The organism is Paenibacillus aurantiacus (assembly GCF_042431225.1).
Classification (GTDB): Bacteria; Bacillota; Bacilli; order Paenibacillales; family Paenibacillaceae; genus Paenibacillus_Z; species Paenibacillus_Z aurantiacus.
This window is the reverse complement of record NZ_JBHMDO010000015.1, coordinates 355,281-371,285: the sequence shown is the minus strand read 5'-3', so window position 1 is coordinate 371,285 and position 16,005 is coordinate 355,281. Positions and strand designations below refer to the sequence as shown.

At 57.1% G+C, this 16,005-nt stretch carries 10 protein-coding genes; 9 read left to right on the top strand and 1 reads right to left on the bottom strand.

Annotated elements, in window-relative coordinates; translation table 11 throughout:
• Positions 1 to 204: 204 nt before the first annotated feature.
• From ACFFSY_RS08490 to ACFFSY_RS08480, 3 genes are all read left to right on the top strand, one after another.
• Complete coding sequence (locus ACFFSY_RS08490; RefSeq protein WP_377492777.1) at positions 205 to 5,268, top strand: S-layer homology domain-containing protein; 5,064 nt, start codon at positions 205 to 207, stop codon at positions 5,266 to 5,268.
• A 75-nt stretch (positions 5,269 to 5,343) separates the two neighbouring features.
• On the top strand, positions 5,344 to 7,125 hold the full coding sequence (locus tag ACFFSY_RS08485) for an O-antigen ligase family protein (RefSeq protein ID WP_377492775.1): 1,782 nt from the start codon (positions 5,344 to 5,346) through the stop codon (positions 7,123 to 7,125).
• A gap of 141 nt (positions 7,126 to 7,266) precedes the next feature.
• Positions 7,267 to 8,382, top strand: a complete 1,116-nt coding sequence (locus ACFFSY_RS08480) for a GGDEF domain-containing protein (RefSeq protein ID WP_377492773.1) — start codon at positions 7,267 to 7,269, stop codon at positions 8,380 to 8,382.
• Positions 8,383 to 8,427: 45 nt separating this feature from the next.
• Here ACFFSY_RS08480 and ACFFSY_RS08475 read toward each other — a convergent pair whose 3' ends face one another.
• Entirely contained in the window at positions 8,428 to 8,640 is a 213-nt protein-coding gene (locus tag ACFFSY_RS08475; protein ID WP_377492771.1) for a hypothetical protein, read from the bottom strand.
• A 121-nt stretch (positions 8,641 to 8,761) separates the two neighbouring features.
• On the opposite strand from ACFFSY_RS08475, the gene ACFFSY_RS08470 reads away from it, so the two are divergent.
• From ACFFSY_RS08470 to ACFFSY_RS08445, 6 genes are all read left to right on the top strand, one after another.
• Positions 8,762 to 11,077, top strand: coding sequence for a putative bifunctional diguanylate cyclase/phosphodiesterase (locus ACFFSY_RS08470; RefSeq protein WP_377492769.1), 2,316 nt, complete (start codon positions 8,762 to 8,764; stop codon positions 11,075 to 11,077).
• A 155-nt stretch (positions 11,078 to 11,232) separates the two neighbouring features.
• Complete coding sequence (locus ACFFSY_RS08465; RefSeq protein WP_377492767.1) at positions 11,233 to 12,522, top strand: sensor domain-containing diguanylate cyclase; 1,290 nt, start codon at positions 11,233 to 11,235, stop codon at positions 12,520 to 12,522.
• 106 nt (positions 12,523 to 12,628) lie between these two features.
• Positions 12,629 to 13,477, top strand: a complete 849-nt coding sequence (locus ACFFSY_RS08460) for a basic amino acid ABC transporter substrate-binding protein (protein ID WP_377492765.1) — start codon at positions 12,629 to 12,631, stop codon at positions 13,475 to 13,477.
• A gap of 358 nt (positions 13,478 to 13,835) precedes the next feature.
• Positions 13,836 to 14,483: an amino acid ABC transporter permease gene (locus ACFFSY_RS08455; protein WP_377492763.1), complete on the top strand. Its 648-nt coding sequence runs from the start codon at positions 13,836 to 13,838 to the stop codon at positions 14,481 to 14,483.
• A 3-nt stretch (positions 14,484 to 14,486) separates the two neighbouring features.
• Complete coding sequence (locus ACFFSY_RS08450) at positions 14,487 to 15,218, top strand: amino acid ABC transporter ATP-binding protein (protein WP_377492761.1); 732 nt, start codon at positions 14,487 to 14,489, stop codon at positions 15,216 to 15,218.
• Positions 15,219 to 15,506: 288 nt separating this feature from the next.
• On the top strand, positions 15,507 to 15,986 hold the full coding sequence (locus ACFFSY_RS08445) for a MarR family winged helix-turn-helix transcriptional regulator (protein ID WP_377492759.1): 480 nt from the start codon (positions 15,507 to 15,509) through the stop codon (positions 15,984 to 15,986).
• Positions 15,987 to 16,005 lie beyond the last annotated feature (19 nt).

The window sequence follows — 16,005 nt, the reverse complement described above, 5'->3', positions numbered from 1 at the left end:
GGAAAGACGGCCTCTTTGCATACGGCGCCCCCGTGTCCGGCCGGTCTCTTATTCGCAGAATCTTTACGTGGAATATTTCCAGATTTCTGTTTAATTTTACAATCGCATTCATTATACTTAAGTAGCTTGATAGGTATTTCGATCTACATAATAAATAGTAGAGTCAAGCCATGATAACGGGGAGAGAAGGGGCGGCATTCGCGAATGGGGAAAAGATGGTGGTCATGGCTTTTAGTTGCAGCGCTTACATTGGGGAGCATAGCTCCGGCGGCTGCGGAAGGGGATACGGTTGGCACGGAGGCCGGCGCGGGGACGGATCTTCCCGTCCAGCAAGCGCTGCCTGGAGGAGCGGATCAGGAGCTTCCTTTACCGGAAGCGGGCGCTTCTGAGGCGCAATCGGCCAGTGCTGCGAAGGTTTCTTCCACGCCGGGCGTCGTGAAGATCGAAGCGCCGGAAGGATACTACGTATCGTATGCGGAGGCGTATATCCAGGTGGTTTCAGCTAGCGGCAATTTAGAGAGTTTAAACTATGCAGGATGGGACTATGCTTCGCAAAGTCTTAACTTTGCGACCGCGATCGCCAATATGCCGGCAGAGAAATATCGGATTACCTTGATGGCGCGTTTCGGGGATGGGAACGGAAGGGATGTTCGGTATATCGAATCAGCCGATATGACCAAAACCGAACTTCTGGCGAATGCCAGCTGGAAAGTCGATGATACCGTGGTGGCCGTCCACGTGGATACGACCGCGATCAAGGGGTTTCAAGGAAGCCAGGTTCAATATAAGGTTCAACAGGAGTCCAAGCCCAATCTATTTAACCCTATTGTCGGAGGCAACGTGAATACGATTCTGCTGATGAAGCCCGGCAAGTTGGAGATTGGCTTGAGCGGAACGAAGGCAGGGGCGGGCTATTTTCTGCGAAAAACCGTCGACATTGCCGAAGAGACAACGGTGGCGTTCCACGAAGAGGAGCTCGCGACCGTTAGCGTCGCCATTCATATCCCAACGGTGGATAACGGGCAGGTCATCCTGAACGATGGAGAGATGGGCTTCTCCTATCCGTATGGTATTGGGACCGTGTACGTAGCGAACGGGGTGTACCAAGTATATCTTCTGGAAGAGTTCGAGAATCGGTCGTTATTCTGGATGATCAGTAATCGAGAGATTACGGGAGAGACGACGCTCCAGTTCGGGAAGCCCGAATTGAAGTTCGGCCAAGTCAAGCTTGGCGGCGGTGAAGAAGTGAACGTGTCTACTTACGTGCAGAGCGGCGATTTCCGTCTGAACGAGTTTTGGCTGAAGCCCGGCATGGATTCGAGTGGCTACTACGCCGAGTACGCCATTCAGAATCAAGCGGGGGAGAACGTTCAAGCCTATAAGGTCAGTGGACCGAACGGGTCGCGATTCAATTGGAATGAGAAGTTCGCGAAACCGCTGGCATCCGGTAAGTACGTGTTGTCGGCTACGGTTAACTTCCCTGGATTGGAGAAGCCGCTGACGGTCTCGAGCTCTTACGATGTGGTGTCCACGCATACGGACCAACTGAACGGGACCATGGTCGCGGCGGAGGATGAGACGGGCGCTGCGCTTCGGGCAGGACAGATCTACCTGTACGAGAAGCATCCGTACAGCTACAATCCAGACCGCGAGGCCTATTACTCGGTGCCGATTTTCCAAGCCAAGCTGGCAGAGCCGGGCAAGTTCTTCATCCCGAACGCCTATCTGCTCGCAGGGCACAACTATGACGTCGTGGTCGTTGGGCAGAGCGCCGACCTGACGAGCAAAGTGTACTACAACAAGTCCATCACGGCCGGTCAAGACGAACTTTCGTTTAAAGGTCAGGATTTGTCCAAATTAACGTTCACGTCCGCTCATGCGGACAGCTCGGACTCCGTGCTTCTGACGACGAGCGGGAATGACAATAATGGGTATATGACTTGGCCGGTCCTCGTACCGTTCGATAAGCAGGGCACGGCTTCGCTTTATGCCCATACGAGTCGCACGCTGAACGCCGCGGCGGCGCTGCAGGACGAAGCCGACAATCACGGCTACTATCTCCAGCGCACGTTCGACCTCGTCCCAGGCCAAGCGAAAGCCATTCAATTGGACAGAGATGTTGTTCGGCTGACGCCGCCATCCGGTTTCGAAGACGCGACCATTCTGCTCCAGGCGGGCGGCAAGGAAGCGGCGGTTTACGATGTAAGCAAGGGCGTCAGCACGGACGTATATTATACCGTGACGAAAGACAATTACCGCTATATGTTCAAGGCGTTCCTGGATAATGTCCAGCAGAACCGGCAGTTCAGCGTCGGCGCGCGCGAGCTGCGCATGGATGCGACAGGGGCGATGGAAGCGGGCATCGTCAACCAGAAGATCTACACGGATTATTATGCGGGCGAAGAGAAGTCCGATTTATACAAAGTGAGCCTCGTTAACGCCGTCCCGAAGGTTGCCAATACTGTAGAGGGTGCGCAGTTCAAGGCGATAACCTCGAGCGGAATCAAGACGATGGTCGTGGTGGATGCTCCGGAGGGCGTGCGTTACAACGAAATCAATGCTGCTTCTTCCGGCACATCGCCCAAAGCGGCCGCGGCGGCAACGCTGCCTGCCGTGCTGGAATATCAGCTATATGATAAAGACGATAAGGCTGTGGGAGACGTCATCCGCGCGGAGTCCTTCGATGCGGTGAGTCTGAATGCGCCGGCTGCGGAAGGTGCATACACTCTCCGGTTGGTCAACCAGCTATTCCCGACGGATGTGAAGCAAGTCGCTGGCCAAATGACGCTAGTGAATCAAAAGACCACGACCGCGTTGAGCGGCAAACGAATCCCGTTGGTCGGGCCTAAATCCTATCCGTTCCTCCGCGATTGGGGGTCGGCACAGATCTTGTCGTCCGATCGAAACGAGCGGATCTACGGTTACATCGAGCAGGGGGCGCTCGTAATACGCGACGTATCCGCCGTGCAAGCCGACAAGAAGTATACCTTGCATATTAACGGTACGATGAGCGAGAACAAGACGTCATCGGCACGCGCATATTACACGCAGCTGACGTTGACTGGCCGACAATTGCTCGATTTGCAAAGCGTAAAAGTCGGAGAAGGCACGTTGCTTCAGTCTGATGACCTTCTTGAGCCCATGCGGCCTTACTATGTTCAGTATGCCGAGTTGGCGATACCGGTTGAAGGCAGCGAGGAGCCGTTCGTCTTCTATAGTTATCCGGGCAATGGCATCGTCTTGAATGTGCCTCGGTTCAACTGGAGCGCCTCTGCAAGAGATTTCAAATCAACGGGTTACGTCATTCATAAAGAAGGGGAGCTTAACGCGGCGGAGGACAAGTTTTCGATTAATTCTTTGCCGACCAGCACTGTGAAGTTGCAAGGGGACCGTTCATTTACATCGTTCGCTTACGATAAATACAATGGGAATAGTTATTACTCTTACTATTATTCCGACCTCAACTCGGCATTGGACCGGCTTATGGTTACCGAAGGTCGACAGACGCTTTCGTTTACTACGGTAAGAGGCGAAACGAACGAAACACCTTGGAAATATGGATGGAAAACGGCGTCGCCCCTGAATGTGAAGGGCGATATGGTTCTTCCGTTTACGGGCAAAGCTGAAGCGGCATCTTCTTCCCTGTTGTTGAGTCAGAAGCACGTCAAAGGCGAGAACGGGGCTTATCTGACGATTTCCCCTAAAATCATGAGCGGGAGCCTTCAGTTGTTATCGGTCGACGTCATGCGGCAAAGCATCAATCCGCCGACCGGTCCGCTCGGACTGCGGGCCGCGGAACAAACGACTTATCCGTACCAAGGTAATTTCAACTACGCGAATAGCGTGTTCGCGAATGTCACCGTGAAGGATAGCCAAGGGAAGAGCGTACTCAAAAATCAAATGAATGTGCTGGAAGGCAGCTTGGATATTCCATGGACGCTCCCTGCCGGGAAGTATACCGTGGAGTTCTCCTTGCCGATCGGACCGAACGAGCAAATCAAGCTGCAGCAATCCATTACGCTAACGGACACGGATGAAGGCGGCGGCAACGGCGGCGGCAACGGCGGCGGCAACGGCGGCGGCGGTGGCGGCGCAGGCGGCGGTGTACCAGGCGGCGTGCCAGGTAGCGTACCGGGCAACGCGGGAACACCGCCGGAGCAATCCGGAGCGAAGAAAGCGGAGTTCACGGAAGCAACGCTTCCGGCTCCGGTCAACGGCAAGCTGAACCTGGACGTTAAAGGTGCCCAGCAGGTGTCGCTCCCGGCCAGCGTATTGAAGGTAGGCAGCATCGACAAAGGGGTTGCGATCGAATCGGAGAGCGGTACGGTCCAGCTTCCGGCTGCCGTATTGAAGCAGCTCTCCTCCCTCATCCCGAGCGGGCAAGAGACAGGCGCAAGCGTCGGTCTTGCGATGGAGCCGGTGTCAAGCGCGGAGCTTGGCAAGCTTGGCTCCGGCGGCGACGAGATTGTCGTAGCCGGGACCGTATATAATTTGAAGCTCACCGTCTCGACCAAGGACGGACAAAGCAAGACGTTGTCCGAATTCGACGAGCCGATTACGCTGACGCTGAAGGCGGCGGCAGGCGTGGATAAGAATCTTACGCATGTGTACTTCATCGGTGAAGATGGCAAGCTGGAGTACGTCGCCGGCCGTTGGGAAGGCGATGCGCTTATTGCGGAAGTTCATCATTTCAGCACGTACGGCGTCCTGACTTGGAAGAAGACGTTCGCGGATGTATCCGCCAAGCACTGGGCATACGGCGTCATTCAGCAGCTGGCTGCCCGTCAGATCGTACAAGGGGTATCGGCTACCGCGTTCGCGCCGGAGAAGAAGCTTACGCGCGCGGAGTTTATCGCGATGGTCGCGAAGGCGCTGGATCTTAAGGCGTCCGGCGCGGCGCCGTTCAGCGACGTGGCGTCCAGCGCCTGGTACGCGGATGAAGCGGCTGCCGCCTACGAAGCTGGTCTGGTTCGAGGCGATCAAGCGAAGCGTTTCCGCCCGCTGAGCCCGATTACGCGCGAGGAGATGACCGTGATTCTGGTGCAGGCGCTTAAGCTGAACGGAACGGAGGCGGCCGCACAGCAAGGCAGTGCTGCCTTCAAAGATCAGAAGCAAATTAGCGGGTGGGCCAAAGAGGCTTCCGCTCAGGCGCTTCGGACCGGCCTCGTGCAGGGCGACGCAATGGGCAATTTCCGGCCACAAGGCGCAGCTACTAGAGCTGAAGCATCTCAGATGGTGTGGAATCTTCTGCAGCATTCTTCTAAATAATGATGTACACTCGAGAGGCCCGTGCAAGCGGGTCTCTCGTTGTTTAGTTCCGAATGGAAAAGGATGTAGGGTGTGATGGGAACGAAACGCAATTCGGCGGCTTCGCCCGCCAAAACCAACACGGAGCGCGTCGCCTTCTGGGCGCTCGCGGGTTTCCTTGTTTCGGGTATGCTGCTTCACGGTCTCCTGCTGGAACGCGAATTTTTGACGGCCTCGACTGTATGCGCCCTCCTGCTGTTACTCGTTGCCATGAGTGACCGGCTTCGGTTGCGCCAGCCTGCGTTGATTGGAGCGCTAGCCGCCTGCATGGTTGGCTATGGCATCCCCGTCTTCTATGCGGTTGCGCCAGCGCATGCGCTCCAGGAGGCGCTGAAATCGATCATTCCTGTGTCGGTAGCCGTCCTTGGATGGGCGATTACCGCGACGGCATACCGGAAGCTTATTCAGGTTATGGTGATGTCCGCCGCGCTGACGACGATACTCGGGCTTGCCCTCGGCCTATTCTATGAGGGTCGTCTGGCGGGCTTCATGGATTATGCGAACGGGTTAGGTATTCTCCTGCTGGTTTGTTCCGTGCTTGGGTTTCCCTTATACATGGCGGGCAAGCAGACGTTTTATTTGCCGGCAGCCTATACCTTCGCGCTCGGCATAGGATTGACCCAATCGAGAACCGTATTTGCGCTCGGCGTTCTCGGCGCGTTCGTTAGTCTGTTGGCCTCCCGAAGAGGCGACCGGCTGGCGTGGGGGAACTATGCGAGCGTATCGCTAATGGGCGTCGCGGGGGCGGCTTGTTACGGCAATTCGCTGTGGTTATTCGCATTGACGATCCTCTTCGCCGGGGGATTCGTCTGGGGGCTGTCGCGCATGGCGACTCGGAGACTCCCGCTGGCCGCAGTCGGTATGGGCGCCTTAGCTGCGATTTTCGCCGCGCTCGTGCTCTGGGGCGGGAGCATCTTCAGATGGCTGTCGCTCTCCTCCAATCTGACCGACTTGCGAACCCGGCTTGTTTATTACGAAGACGGTCTCGACATGATCCGTGATTCCATCTGGACGGGGTATGGCGGTGGGGCTTGGGCCGAGCTGCAGTATCGCTATCAGAGCGCGGATTATTATATCGCTTATCTTCACAATCATCTGCTGCAAACTTGGCTGGACGCCGGAATAGTCGGAGTCGGAACATTCCTGGCCGTCACGGTGCTTGTCGTGGCGAACGGCATCCGAAGCGTGCGTCGAAGCAAGGAGGGGCTGCATTCGTTCGAGGTCGCGCGGCTGGCGGCTTGTATCGCTCTTTGGCTGCAAAGCTTGCTCGATTTTACGTTCTCCTCTCCGTATTTGTTCGCGCTATTCATCTTCCTGGGCATTCAAACGGAAGACGGCGATAACCTGGTGAAGCGCGACGCCGGGTTGCGAGCAGGATGGGCGAAGGCCCCGATAGCGGCATGTTGTATCATGTTAGCTCTCCTGGCCGGCAGCACCTTGCTCGCGCAGACCTATTATGACCGCGCGATACGGGCTGCAAGTCAAGAAAGGCTGGCGGATGCGGTCAGCTATTTAGAGCGGAGTATGGCATTCGGAATATACGATGATGCCGCGCATGACCGTAAAGCACGGCTCTATTACGAGGGTTACATGGAGCGGCGCGATCGCGCCTACTTGACCATCGCCGATGCGGAGATCGACGCGGCGCTGGCGGGGAACCCGGAGCATGTCTGGTATCGGAAGCTGCGCAGCGATATCGATTGGGAACTGGGGGAGCGGGCTGCCGCGTTGTCGGAGCTGGAACGATTGGTTCGGCAAAATCCGTTCATGGCCAGTTGGCGGGAAGAACTGAACAAGAAGCGATCCGAAACTTCATGAAGCTGCACGTATGCGAGCCGCGGACAGGCGATCCTGTCCGCGGCTTTTTCTTGCATCGCGCAACGATTGAACGCGCCCAGATTGTGGCATCCTACGGAGTAGAACTTACCCGGATGCGGCTCGAGGAAGGAGGGCAGGGCGGTGGACGATCCGACGCTGTTGAATTTTGACTATTGGTCCCGGCGCATACTGCTCTTCTACTTGTTCATCGTCATGCTGTCGGTGACGGGCGAAATGCTGGCCTGGGTGATCACGCGCACGATTAGCGAAGGGCTGCAGATGGACTTTTTCGTCTCGATCGTCGTACGACCGACGATCATGCAGCTGGCGGTGATCGGTCTGACCTACGCGATCGTTCGCGTAGCTCCGCGGTCGCTGGCGATCTACGTGCTGGTGCTGGGCGGCATCGGCATCACGATGGCGCTTACGGTGACGATGCCGGACGTGCACGGGTTGGAACTGGCGCTCCTGCTGCCGATGGCGGTGTCGCTCATTTTCTTTCGCTTAGGCGTGCTCATGTTCAGTTTCGTGGCCAGCCTGTTTAGTTACATGCTGGCTTACGTGTTTCTTCCGGAGTATCAGGATCGGCTATTGCACTATGAATTGATGGCCTACACCGCCCTATTGTGCGCGGGATACATCATCTATTACGCGGTGCTGCAGCGGGAAGTCGAGGTCATGGGGTCGCTTCGCAAGGCGATCGATACCGAGCAAGAACTGCGGATCGAGAAGATGATCGTCGACAAGATGGCCCGAACCGATTCGCTGACGGGCTTGTATAATCACCGGACGTTCCAGGAGGAACTGGACCGCTTGGTGGATCGGGGCTGCCGCGGGGAGTCGGAGGTTCAGCTGGCGATCGTGGACATCGACCATTTCAAGCGGATTAACGACAATTACGGCCATAGCGCGGGGGACGCCATTCTCCGGCGAGTGGCCAAGACGATCGCGGAGTCCGTGACGGCGGCGGAGTTCGTCGCGCGTTACGGCGGCGAGGAATTCGCGATCCTGTTCAGCGGCAAAACGATGGACGAGGCGTTCCGGCTCATGGAGCACGTGCGCGTCGCGATCAGCCGGCTGCGCCATCCCGAGATGGAAGAGGGGACGGCGACGATCAGCGCCGGCTTGCGGGCGCTTCAGCCAGGTCAGGGGAAAGCCGCGTTCTTCGCCGAAGCCGACGCGCTGTTATACGAGGCGAAGCGCAGCGGGCGCAACCGGATCGTGGCTTCGCCTAGCCCTTCGCCGGTTGTCCGATAACGGCGAACGCCCTTCGGGAGGAAGGGCGTTCGGGCAGGGGCGGGGCTATTTTCGTTTCATAGCGAAAAATTCGCAGCCTCGCCGCGAGTGGTACGCGACGTCGCTGACGGAGGATTGGATCACGACCGTCTCGGCATCGAATCGGATAATGACGCCGCCGGAATCGATGACGTGATCGTCTTGGAACACCCGAAGGCGGGCACCTTTGTCCATGGCCTCGGCGAAATCCTGATCGGTTAGCAGCTTCTGGTTATGCATATAAGGTCCTCCCTTCCCGGTGCGAACTCGGATACTTCTATTGTACCGTCTGGCCGGGAAGACGACAAACAGAGATGGCGATGAACGCAACCTGCGCGCGAGAGAGCTGGAGGTCAATAGCTTGAGGGTAACTAAGGCAAATACACGAATCTGGTTATTGGCGATAGCCATAGCGGGATATGCGGGACTGCATTATCTCCTCATATACGCGCCTTATCTTAGCCCATGGGGCGAGGGGCCGTTGCTTGCGCTGCCGCTGGCTCCGCCTCTGGCGTCATGGGTCATGCTGCGCCGTATCGCGGCACAGCATGACGCGACCTTGCGCAGGTTCTGGCAGCTGATTGGCTTCAGCAGCTTGATCTATGCGGCAGCTCAGCTTGTCTGGGACGCCTTGTATCTGGCGAATGACGGCCCCCCGCGTTCCCCCAGCCTAGCGGATTTACTTTGGAATCTGCAAATTTTCACCATGATTGCGGCATTCGTCTATTTATTCGGCAAGCATCGGAACTTGTATCGCGGCATGCGCTATTTGCTGGACACGCTCACAGTCATTATGGTGGTGGGGACGTTGTTCTGGGTGTACGCGGTATCTCCAGGGCTATGGGCGTTCTGGGAAACGAGGAACGGCTTCGAGTTCCTTGCGACGGCCATGTATCCCGTCTACGACTTCATCGCGCTCAGCAGCATGTCGGCGCTGTTCTTCGGGTATCGCACGTTTCTATCTACGCGCGCTTGGCTCGTTATGACCGCCGCCATCGTGCTGCTTGGCATTTCGGACGGTCTATACGCGCTGCTAGCCCATCGGGGCGAGAGCTTCATCGCGAGCTGGACCGCGCCGCTCTACGGCATCAGCATAATGCTGTTTCCATTGGCAGGGTTATTCCCCAATGCGCGGCAGGACGAGACACCTGGTAGGGAGGAGCAACTCTCGTCCCCCGCTCGCTCGCAGATCAGGACGTTCCTGCCAGCTGTGGCACTGGTCGTGCTCGTCGGCTGCGCCCTGGATCAACTCGAGCAATGGAATGGCGTCTTGATCGGCGGCAGTCTAACGGTGGCCGTTATCGTCGTCCGCCAGATGATCGTCTTGCGCGAGAATGAAGCGCTGGTCAAGCAATCCCAACACCTGCTGGAGCGTTATGAATATTTGGCCAATCACGACCCGTTGTCCAATTTGCCGAACCGGCGGTATTTCGAGCAGCGGGTTGAGGAGGCGCTGGCGGGAAGAGAGATGCAGGGGGCGGAAATGAAGACGGTGGTCATCATCGTCGACCTCGACCGCTTCAAATACGCGAACGATACGTACGGACATGCGGCCGGCGATCTGATTATCTGTCAGGTAGCGGAGCGATTGACTGCCGTCGTCGGCAACCGGGGAATCGTCGCGCGGCAGAGCGGCGACGAGTTCGCGATTCTGCTGGAAGGGCGATACGATCGGCTGGATCTCCAGGAATGGGCGCAGCGTGTGCAGCGTTCCCTATCAAGACCGTTCCATCTGGCGCAGCGAGTCGAATTCCTCATGACGGCGAGTCTCGGCATTACCGTAGCGGAGTCCGGGGAGGAGGCTTCCGACCTGATGCGGAGCGTGGATCTGGCCTTGGACAAAGCGAAGAGCCAAGGCGGGGGGAAGGTCGTCTTCTACACGGAGGCGCTGTCGGAGGCGGTGACGCGAAAGTTGGAGATGGAACAGGCGCTGCGAAGAGCGCTCGAGCAGGACGAGCTCCGGTTGCATTACCAGCCGCAGGTCAACGCACAGACGCAGCAGATCGTAGGCGCCGAGGCGCTCATCCGCTGGCAGCCGAAGAGCGGTGCGATGATCTCGCCGGCTGCGTTCATACCCATCGCCGAGGAGACGGGGCTCATCGTGCCGATCGGCGAATGGGTCATCCGGACCGCATGTATACAGGCGCTGCAATGGTTCGGGGAGGGGCTGGGTGCGTTTCAAATCTCGGTCAACGTATCGTCGCGTCAATTCCAAGAGACGGATTTCGCGGCGGGCGTGCTGCGAATTGTCGAGGAGACCGGACTGCCGCCAGATCGGCTGGTGCTGGAGATCACGGAGAGTATTGCGATCCAAGACGAGGGGGACGCCATCGTCAAGCTGTTGGCTATTAAGAATGCCGGCATCCAAATTGCGATGGACGATTTCGGCACGGGGTACTCGTCGCTCGGCGTGCTGAAACGAATCCGGGTCGACAAGCTGAAGATCGATCAGACATTCGTGCGCGACATCGGCGGGAACGAAGAGCAGGCGACGATCGTGGAGGCGATTCTCGCTATGGCGTCGAGTTTGAAGCTGGAAGTCATCGCCGAAGGCGTCGAGACGGCGGACCAGTACCAATTCCTGAGGTCGCGCGGGTGTGGCTGGATTCAGGGCTATTATTTCAGCCGGCCCTTGCCGGCGGATCAATTCGGCCATGCTTATGTGCGGAAGCGGTGACGATGGACTTGGTCCGGGGCTGGGGAGGAAGGGCCGGGAATCCGATCTTGTGCTGTCGTCAGAGGGATAGGCTGCTTTTTCTCAGCGGATAGGATTGAACGAGAGGAAAGCTGGCCGGCATGTCGAAAACGTATTCATCAGGAAGGGAGGAGCCGATGTTTAGCCGTTTGTATATACCGAGGCATCGATTCGGACGCACCATCTACATCGCCGTGCTGACGGGCGGGCTGCTGCTCATCCTGCTGGAATCGATGGGCTTGTACTGGATCAACCAGGATTTCAAAGAATCCATCCGCGCGCAAGGCGGACTGCACAAGTTTACGCAGCATCTGGATAAGCTGCGCTCCTCCCTGATCGACCAAGAGACCGGTCAGCGCGGATTCGAGCTGACGGGCGACGATGCGTTTCTTGAGCCGTACGAATCGGGGACGCTTGAGTTCTACAGGCTGATCGCGGTTATCGACGTGGAGGGCAACACCTATATGAAAGCCTCCGTCGCGATCCAGGAGGCGATCAAACAAGGGTTGTATTGGCACGATTACGCGGAAGAACAGATCGCGGCCAAACGGCTCGGCCATACCTCCGGGACCGAACAGCTGGCGAGAGGGAAGCAGTTGTTCGACGAGTTCCGGCGGAAAATCGATTTCGCGGGGAGTGTGCTCCAGGGAGAGAAGGAAGCCGCCTTCTCCCATCTGCAGCGCAGTATTGGGATCAAGCTGTTTGGGTTCGGAATCGGTGCAATTGCGATTATCGTGCTGTTAATCATGCTGCTGGCGCGCAAGCTTCACCGGGATACGACGGTGCTTCACGACCTGTCCGAGGCGGTGCGCGGCTTCGGGGACCGCAAATTCGACGAACGCTTGCCAGCCCGCAGAGAGCGTGACGATCTCTACCGCCTTATCGCGGGCATCGACGTCATGCGCATGGAACTGAAGCTGAAATTCGGCAAAATAGAGGAGCTGGCCTTGCTGGACGGCTTAACCGGCATACCGAACCGGCGGCAGCTGAACGTGCATTTGGCCGCGATGGCCGAGGCTGCGCTATCCAGCGGCATGCCGCTTAGCTTAGTGTTGTGCGACATCGACCACTTCAAACAGTTCAACGACCGATACGGCCACTTGGAAGGAGACCGGGTGCTGCGTCATACGGCTCGCGTGCTTCAAGGCGGCGAAGCGGGCAGCCGGTTTGCCTTCCGTTACGGAGGGGAAGAGTTCTGCATTTTGCTGCCGGGCTGCGATCGCCAAGCGGCGGCCGAGGAAGCGGAGCGGCTTCGGGTAGCGGTCATCGAACAATCGCTGCCGCCCTATGAGCTGACCATGAGTTTCGGCGCGGCGCAGTTGAGCGATGACGACGACCCATCCGGCGAAGCGCTAATCGCACGGGCGGATAAAGCGCTTTATATGGCCAAGGCGAACGGCCGCAACCGGGTCGAAACTTCAGGATAAGGCAGAGATGTTATGTTTACTAACATTTTTGCAAATCTTTCATTGTATAGATATCTGATTCCTGCTACTATTTTGATAAATCCATCAAATAGTAAAGGGTGTTCGTATGAAGAAATTGAAGTTATTGTCAATTCTTGCGTTACTTGTCGTTGTTCTGGCGGCTTGTGGATCGAAAAATGACGAAAGCACGAACAATGCGGCTAACAGCGGAAGCGGCGGTGAAAATGCGAAGACCTACATGATCGCGAGCGACGCTACCTATGCGCCGATGGAGTACATGGACAAAGAAGATATCGTCGGCTTCGACATCGACTTCCTCAAGGCCGTCATGGAAGAAGCGGGACTGAAGTACGAAGTGAAGAACGTCGCGTGGGAGACAATGCTCGCCAGCGTGCAGCAGGGCAAAGACTACGACGGCTCGATTTCGTCCGTGACGATCACCGACAAGCGCTTGGAGACCTATGATTTCTCCCTGCCATACTTCGAATCGACGAACATCATCCTCGTCAAAGAAGGCAGCGGCATCACGTCTGCCCAAGATTTGAAGGACAAGACGGTCGCGGTACAGATCTCCACGACGGCCGATGAGATTATGACCGGCATCATGGGCAACGGCAACACGAAGCTGAAGCGCTTCGAGAGCAACACGCTGGCGTTCATGGACATGGATCAAGGCGGCGCGGACGCGGTCGTCGCGGACATTGCGATCGTGCAAGAGTATTTGAAGAACAATCCGGACAAGAAATACGAAAGCGTAACGGACCCTTCGTTCGCCTCCGAATATTACGGTATCCTGCTTCCGAAAGGCAGCGAGTTGAAAGCGAAGCTCGACCCGGCCGTGAAAGCGGTCATCGAGAATGGCAAATACGCGGAAGTGTACAAGACTTGGTTCGGCGAAGAGCCGGACACGACGAACCTGCTCGCGGAGCTGAAGAAGCACGAAGAAGCGAAGTAAGCGGCAGGTACGGATTCGGAGCATGCGTCAAGCGGTAGCGACACGCATGCTTTTTGTTTGAGAAGGCTGATTGGTTTGCATTCGCGCATTGCGAATGCAGCATTCAGCCCATGCGCATTGGTTTGCGTTCACGGTCGAAAGAGCGGGAATGCAGCATTGCGCTAATAAGGCTGATTGGTTTGCGTTCGCAATCCGAAGATTGCGAATGCAGCATTCAGCCCATGCGCATTGGTTTGCGTTCACGGTCGTAAGACCGGGAATACAGCATTCAGCCCATGCGCATTGGTTTGCGTTCACGGTCGTAAGACCGGGAATACAGCATTCAGTCGGAGTTAATAAAGCGGAAAGGGCGACATACATGGATTTTAGGTTTGATATCATACTGGACTACTTACCGCTTCTTATGAAGGGAACCTTGTACACGATCGGAATCTCGCTTGCGGGGATTATCATCGGTTCGATTCTCGGTCTTGTCATCAGCCTGGGCAAAATGTCCGTGCGCTGGTATTTCAATTATCCCGCGAGCATCTACATCAACTTCTTCCGCGGCACGCCGCTGCTCGTGCAAATTTTCCTCGTCTATTACGGCCTCGTGCCGCTGATTCTGGACCGCACGGACGCCATCATCGCGGCCGTCGTTGCGCTGGCGCTTAATGCAGCCGCTTACACGGCGGAAATCTACAGGGCCGGCATTCAATCGATCGACCGCGGCCAGACCGAGGCGGCGTATTCGCTCGGCATGACGCACGCCCAGGCAATGCGGCTCGTCATCCTGCCGCAGGCGATCCGGAGAATGGTGCCGGCGTTCAGCAACGAGTTCATTACGCTGATCAAGGATTCGTCGCTGGTAGCGGTGATCACGGCGCCGGAGATTATGTATTGGAGCAAGGCGATGGCGGCGCAGTATTCCCGCGTATGGGAGCCTTATTTGGCAGCGGCGCTCATCTATTTCATCTTGACGTACGTACTTGGCAAGGTGCTCAGCTACGTAGAGAGGAAGGTGTAGCCCATGGCGGCCGTAATTGAAGTAAGCCAACTGAGAAAAGCCTACGGCGCGAACGTAGTCCTCGAGAACGTCAGCGTGGATGTGCAGGAAGGCGAAGTGATGGTCGTGATCGGTCCTTCCGGCTCTGGCAAATCGACGCTGCTTCGCTGTCTGAACGGGCTGGAGACCGCGCAGAACGGGGATATTCGCATCGAGGGCCGGTCGCTCATGGACAAGGCGACGAAGCTGACCGAGATCCGGACCGAGGTTGGGATGGTGTTTCAACAGTTCAATCTGTTCCCGCATTTGACGGTGCTCGACAACATTATGCTTTCTCCTATTAAAGTGAGAAAGCAAGATCCTGCGCGGGCGAAGGCCAAAGCGATAGAGCTGCTCGGCAAGGTGGGGCTGGCGGAGAAGGCCGGCGCCTATCCTGCTTCGCTCTCCGGCGGACAGTCGCAGCGGGTGGCGATCGCGCGGGCGCTGGCGATGGAGCCGAAGATCATGCTGTTCGACGAGCCGACCTCCGCCCTCGACCCGGAGATGGTCGGCGAAGTGCTTGCGGTCATGAAGCAGCTGGCGAAGGAAGGCATGACGATGGTCGTGGTAACGCACGAGATGGGCTTCGCCCGAGAAGTGGCGGACCGGGTCGTCTTCATGGAGCAGGGCGGCATCGTGGAGATCGGATCGCCGTCGGAGATTTTCGAGCAGCCGAAGCAGGAGCGGACGCGCGTCTTCTTGTCGAAGGTGCTGTAGCCAATCGAATGGCCTTCGAGAGCGGCGGGGGGACACGTCCGCAGACAATAACGCTAAGTTTGAAGAGACCCACGGCAGCGTGGGTCTTTTTGGCATGCCGTCCGGACGAGTGCTGGCTTCCGCTTGCGGAGAAGGCGGCATGCATAGTGAATTAGAGCATAATGGCGGGGGCAATCTAAGAATGATTTCTGCCGATAGCAAAAATACCATTGACCTAGAGCGAGGAAATAAGGTATATTACTAAATGTTTTAGAGCTAAAGGTTTAGATCTAAACAATTGAGCGGTAAATGAAAAAGAAGGTGGAGCCGATGCAGGCGAATGCCCGGTTGCTGGAGTTACCTGCGCTATTCAAGTGTTTCATGAAGAAAGCGACGCAAGAGTGGAAAGAGACGATGGAGCACGACTTGTCCATTTCGCAGTTTCGCATGCTCTATGCGCTGCATGCCGAAGGACCTGGGAAGTCGGCTGATCTGGCGGAGATGCTCGGCGTAACGCCGGGCGCGGTGACGGGGCTAGCCGACAGGCTGATGCAAAAGCGGTACGTGACGCGTACGCGCGACGGCCACGATCGGCGAGTCGCCCTTCTTGCCATTACGGATGAGGGACGCGAGTTCGTCGAACGGATCAAAAACCGGCAGCAGGATGCGCTCGAGACGATTTTCGCCCGGCTGGACGACGAGGACATCGAGCATTTGTGTCGGATCTTCACGCTGCTGTTGGACCGCCCGTCGAGCGATGCGCAAGCAAGCGCCCGGGCTGCCGAATAGACGCGCGTCGCCTTCACCA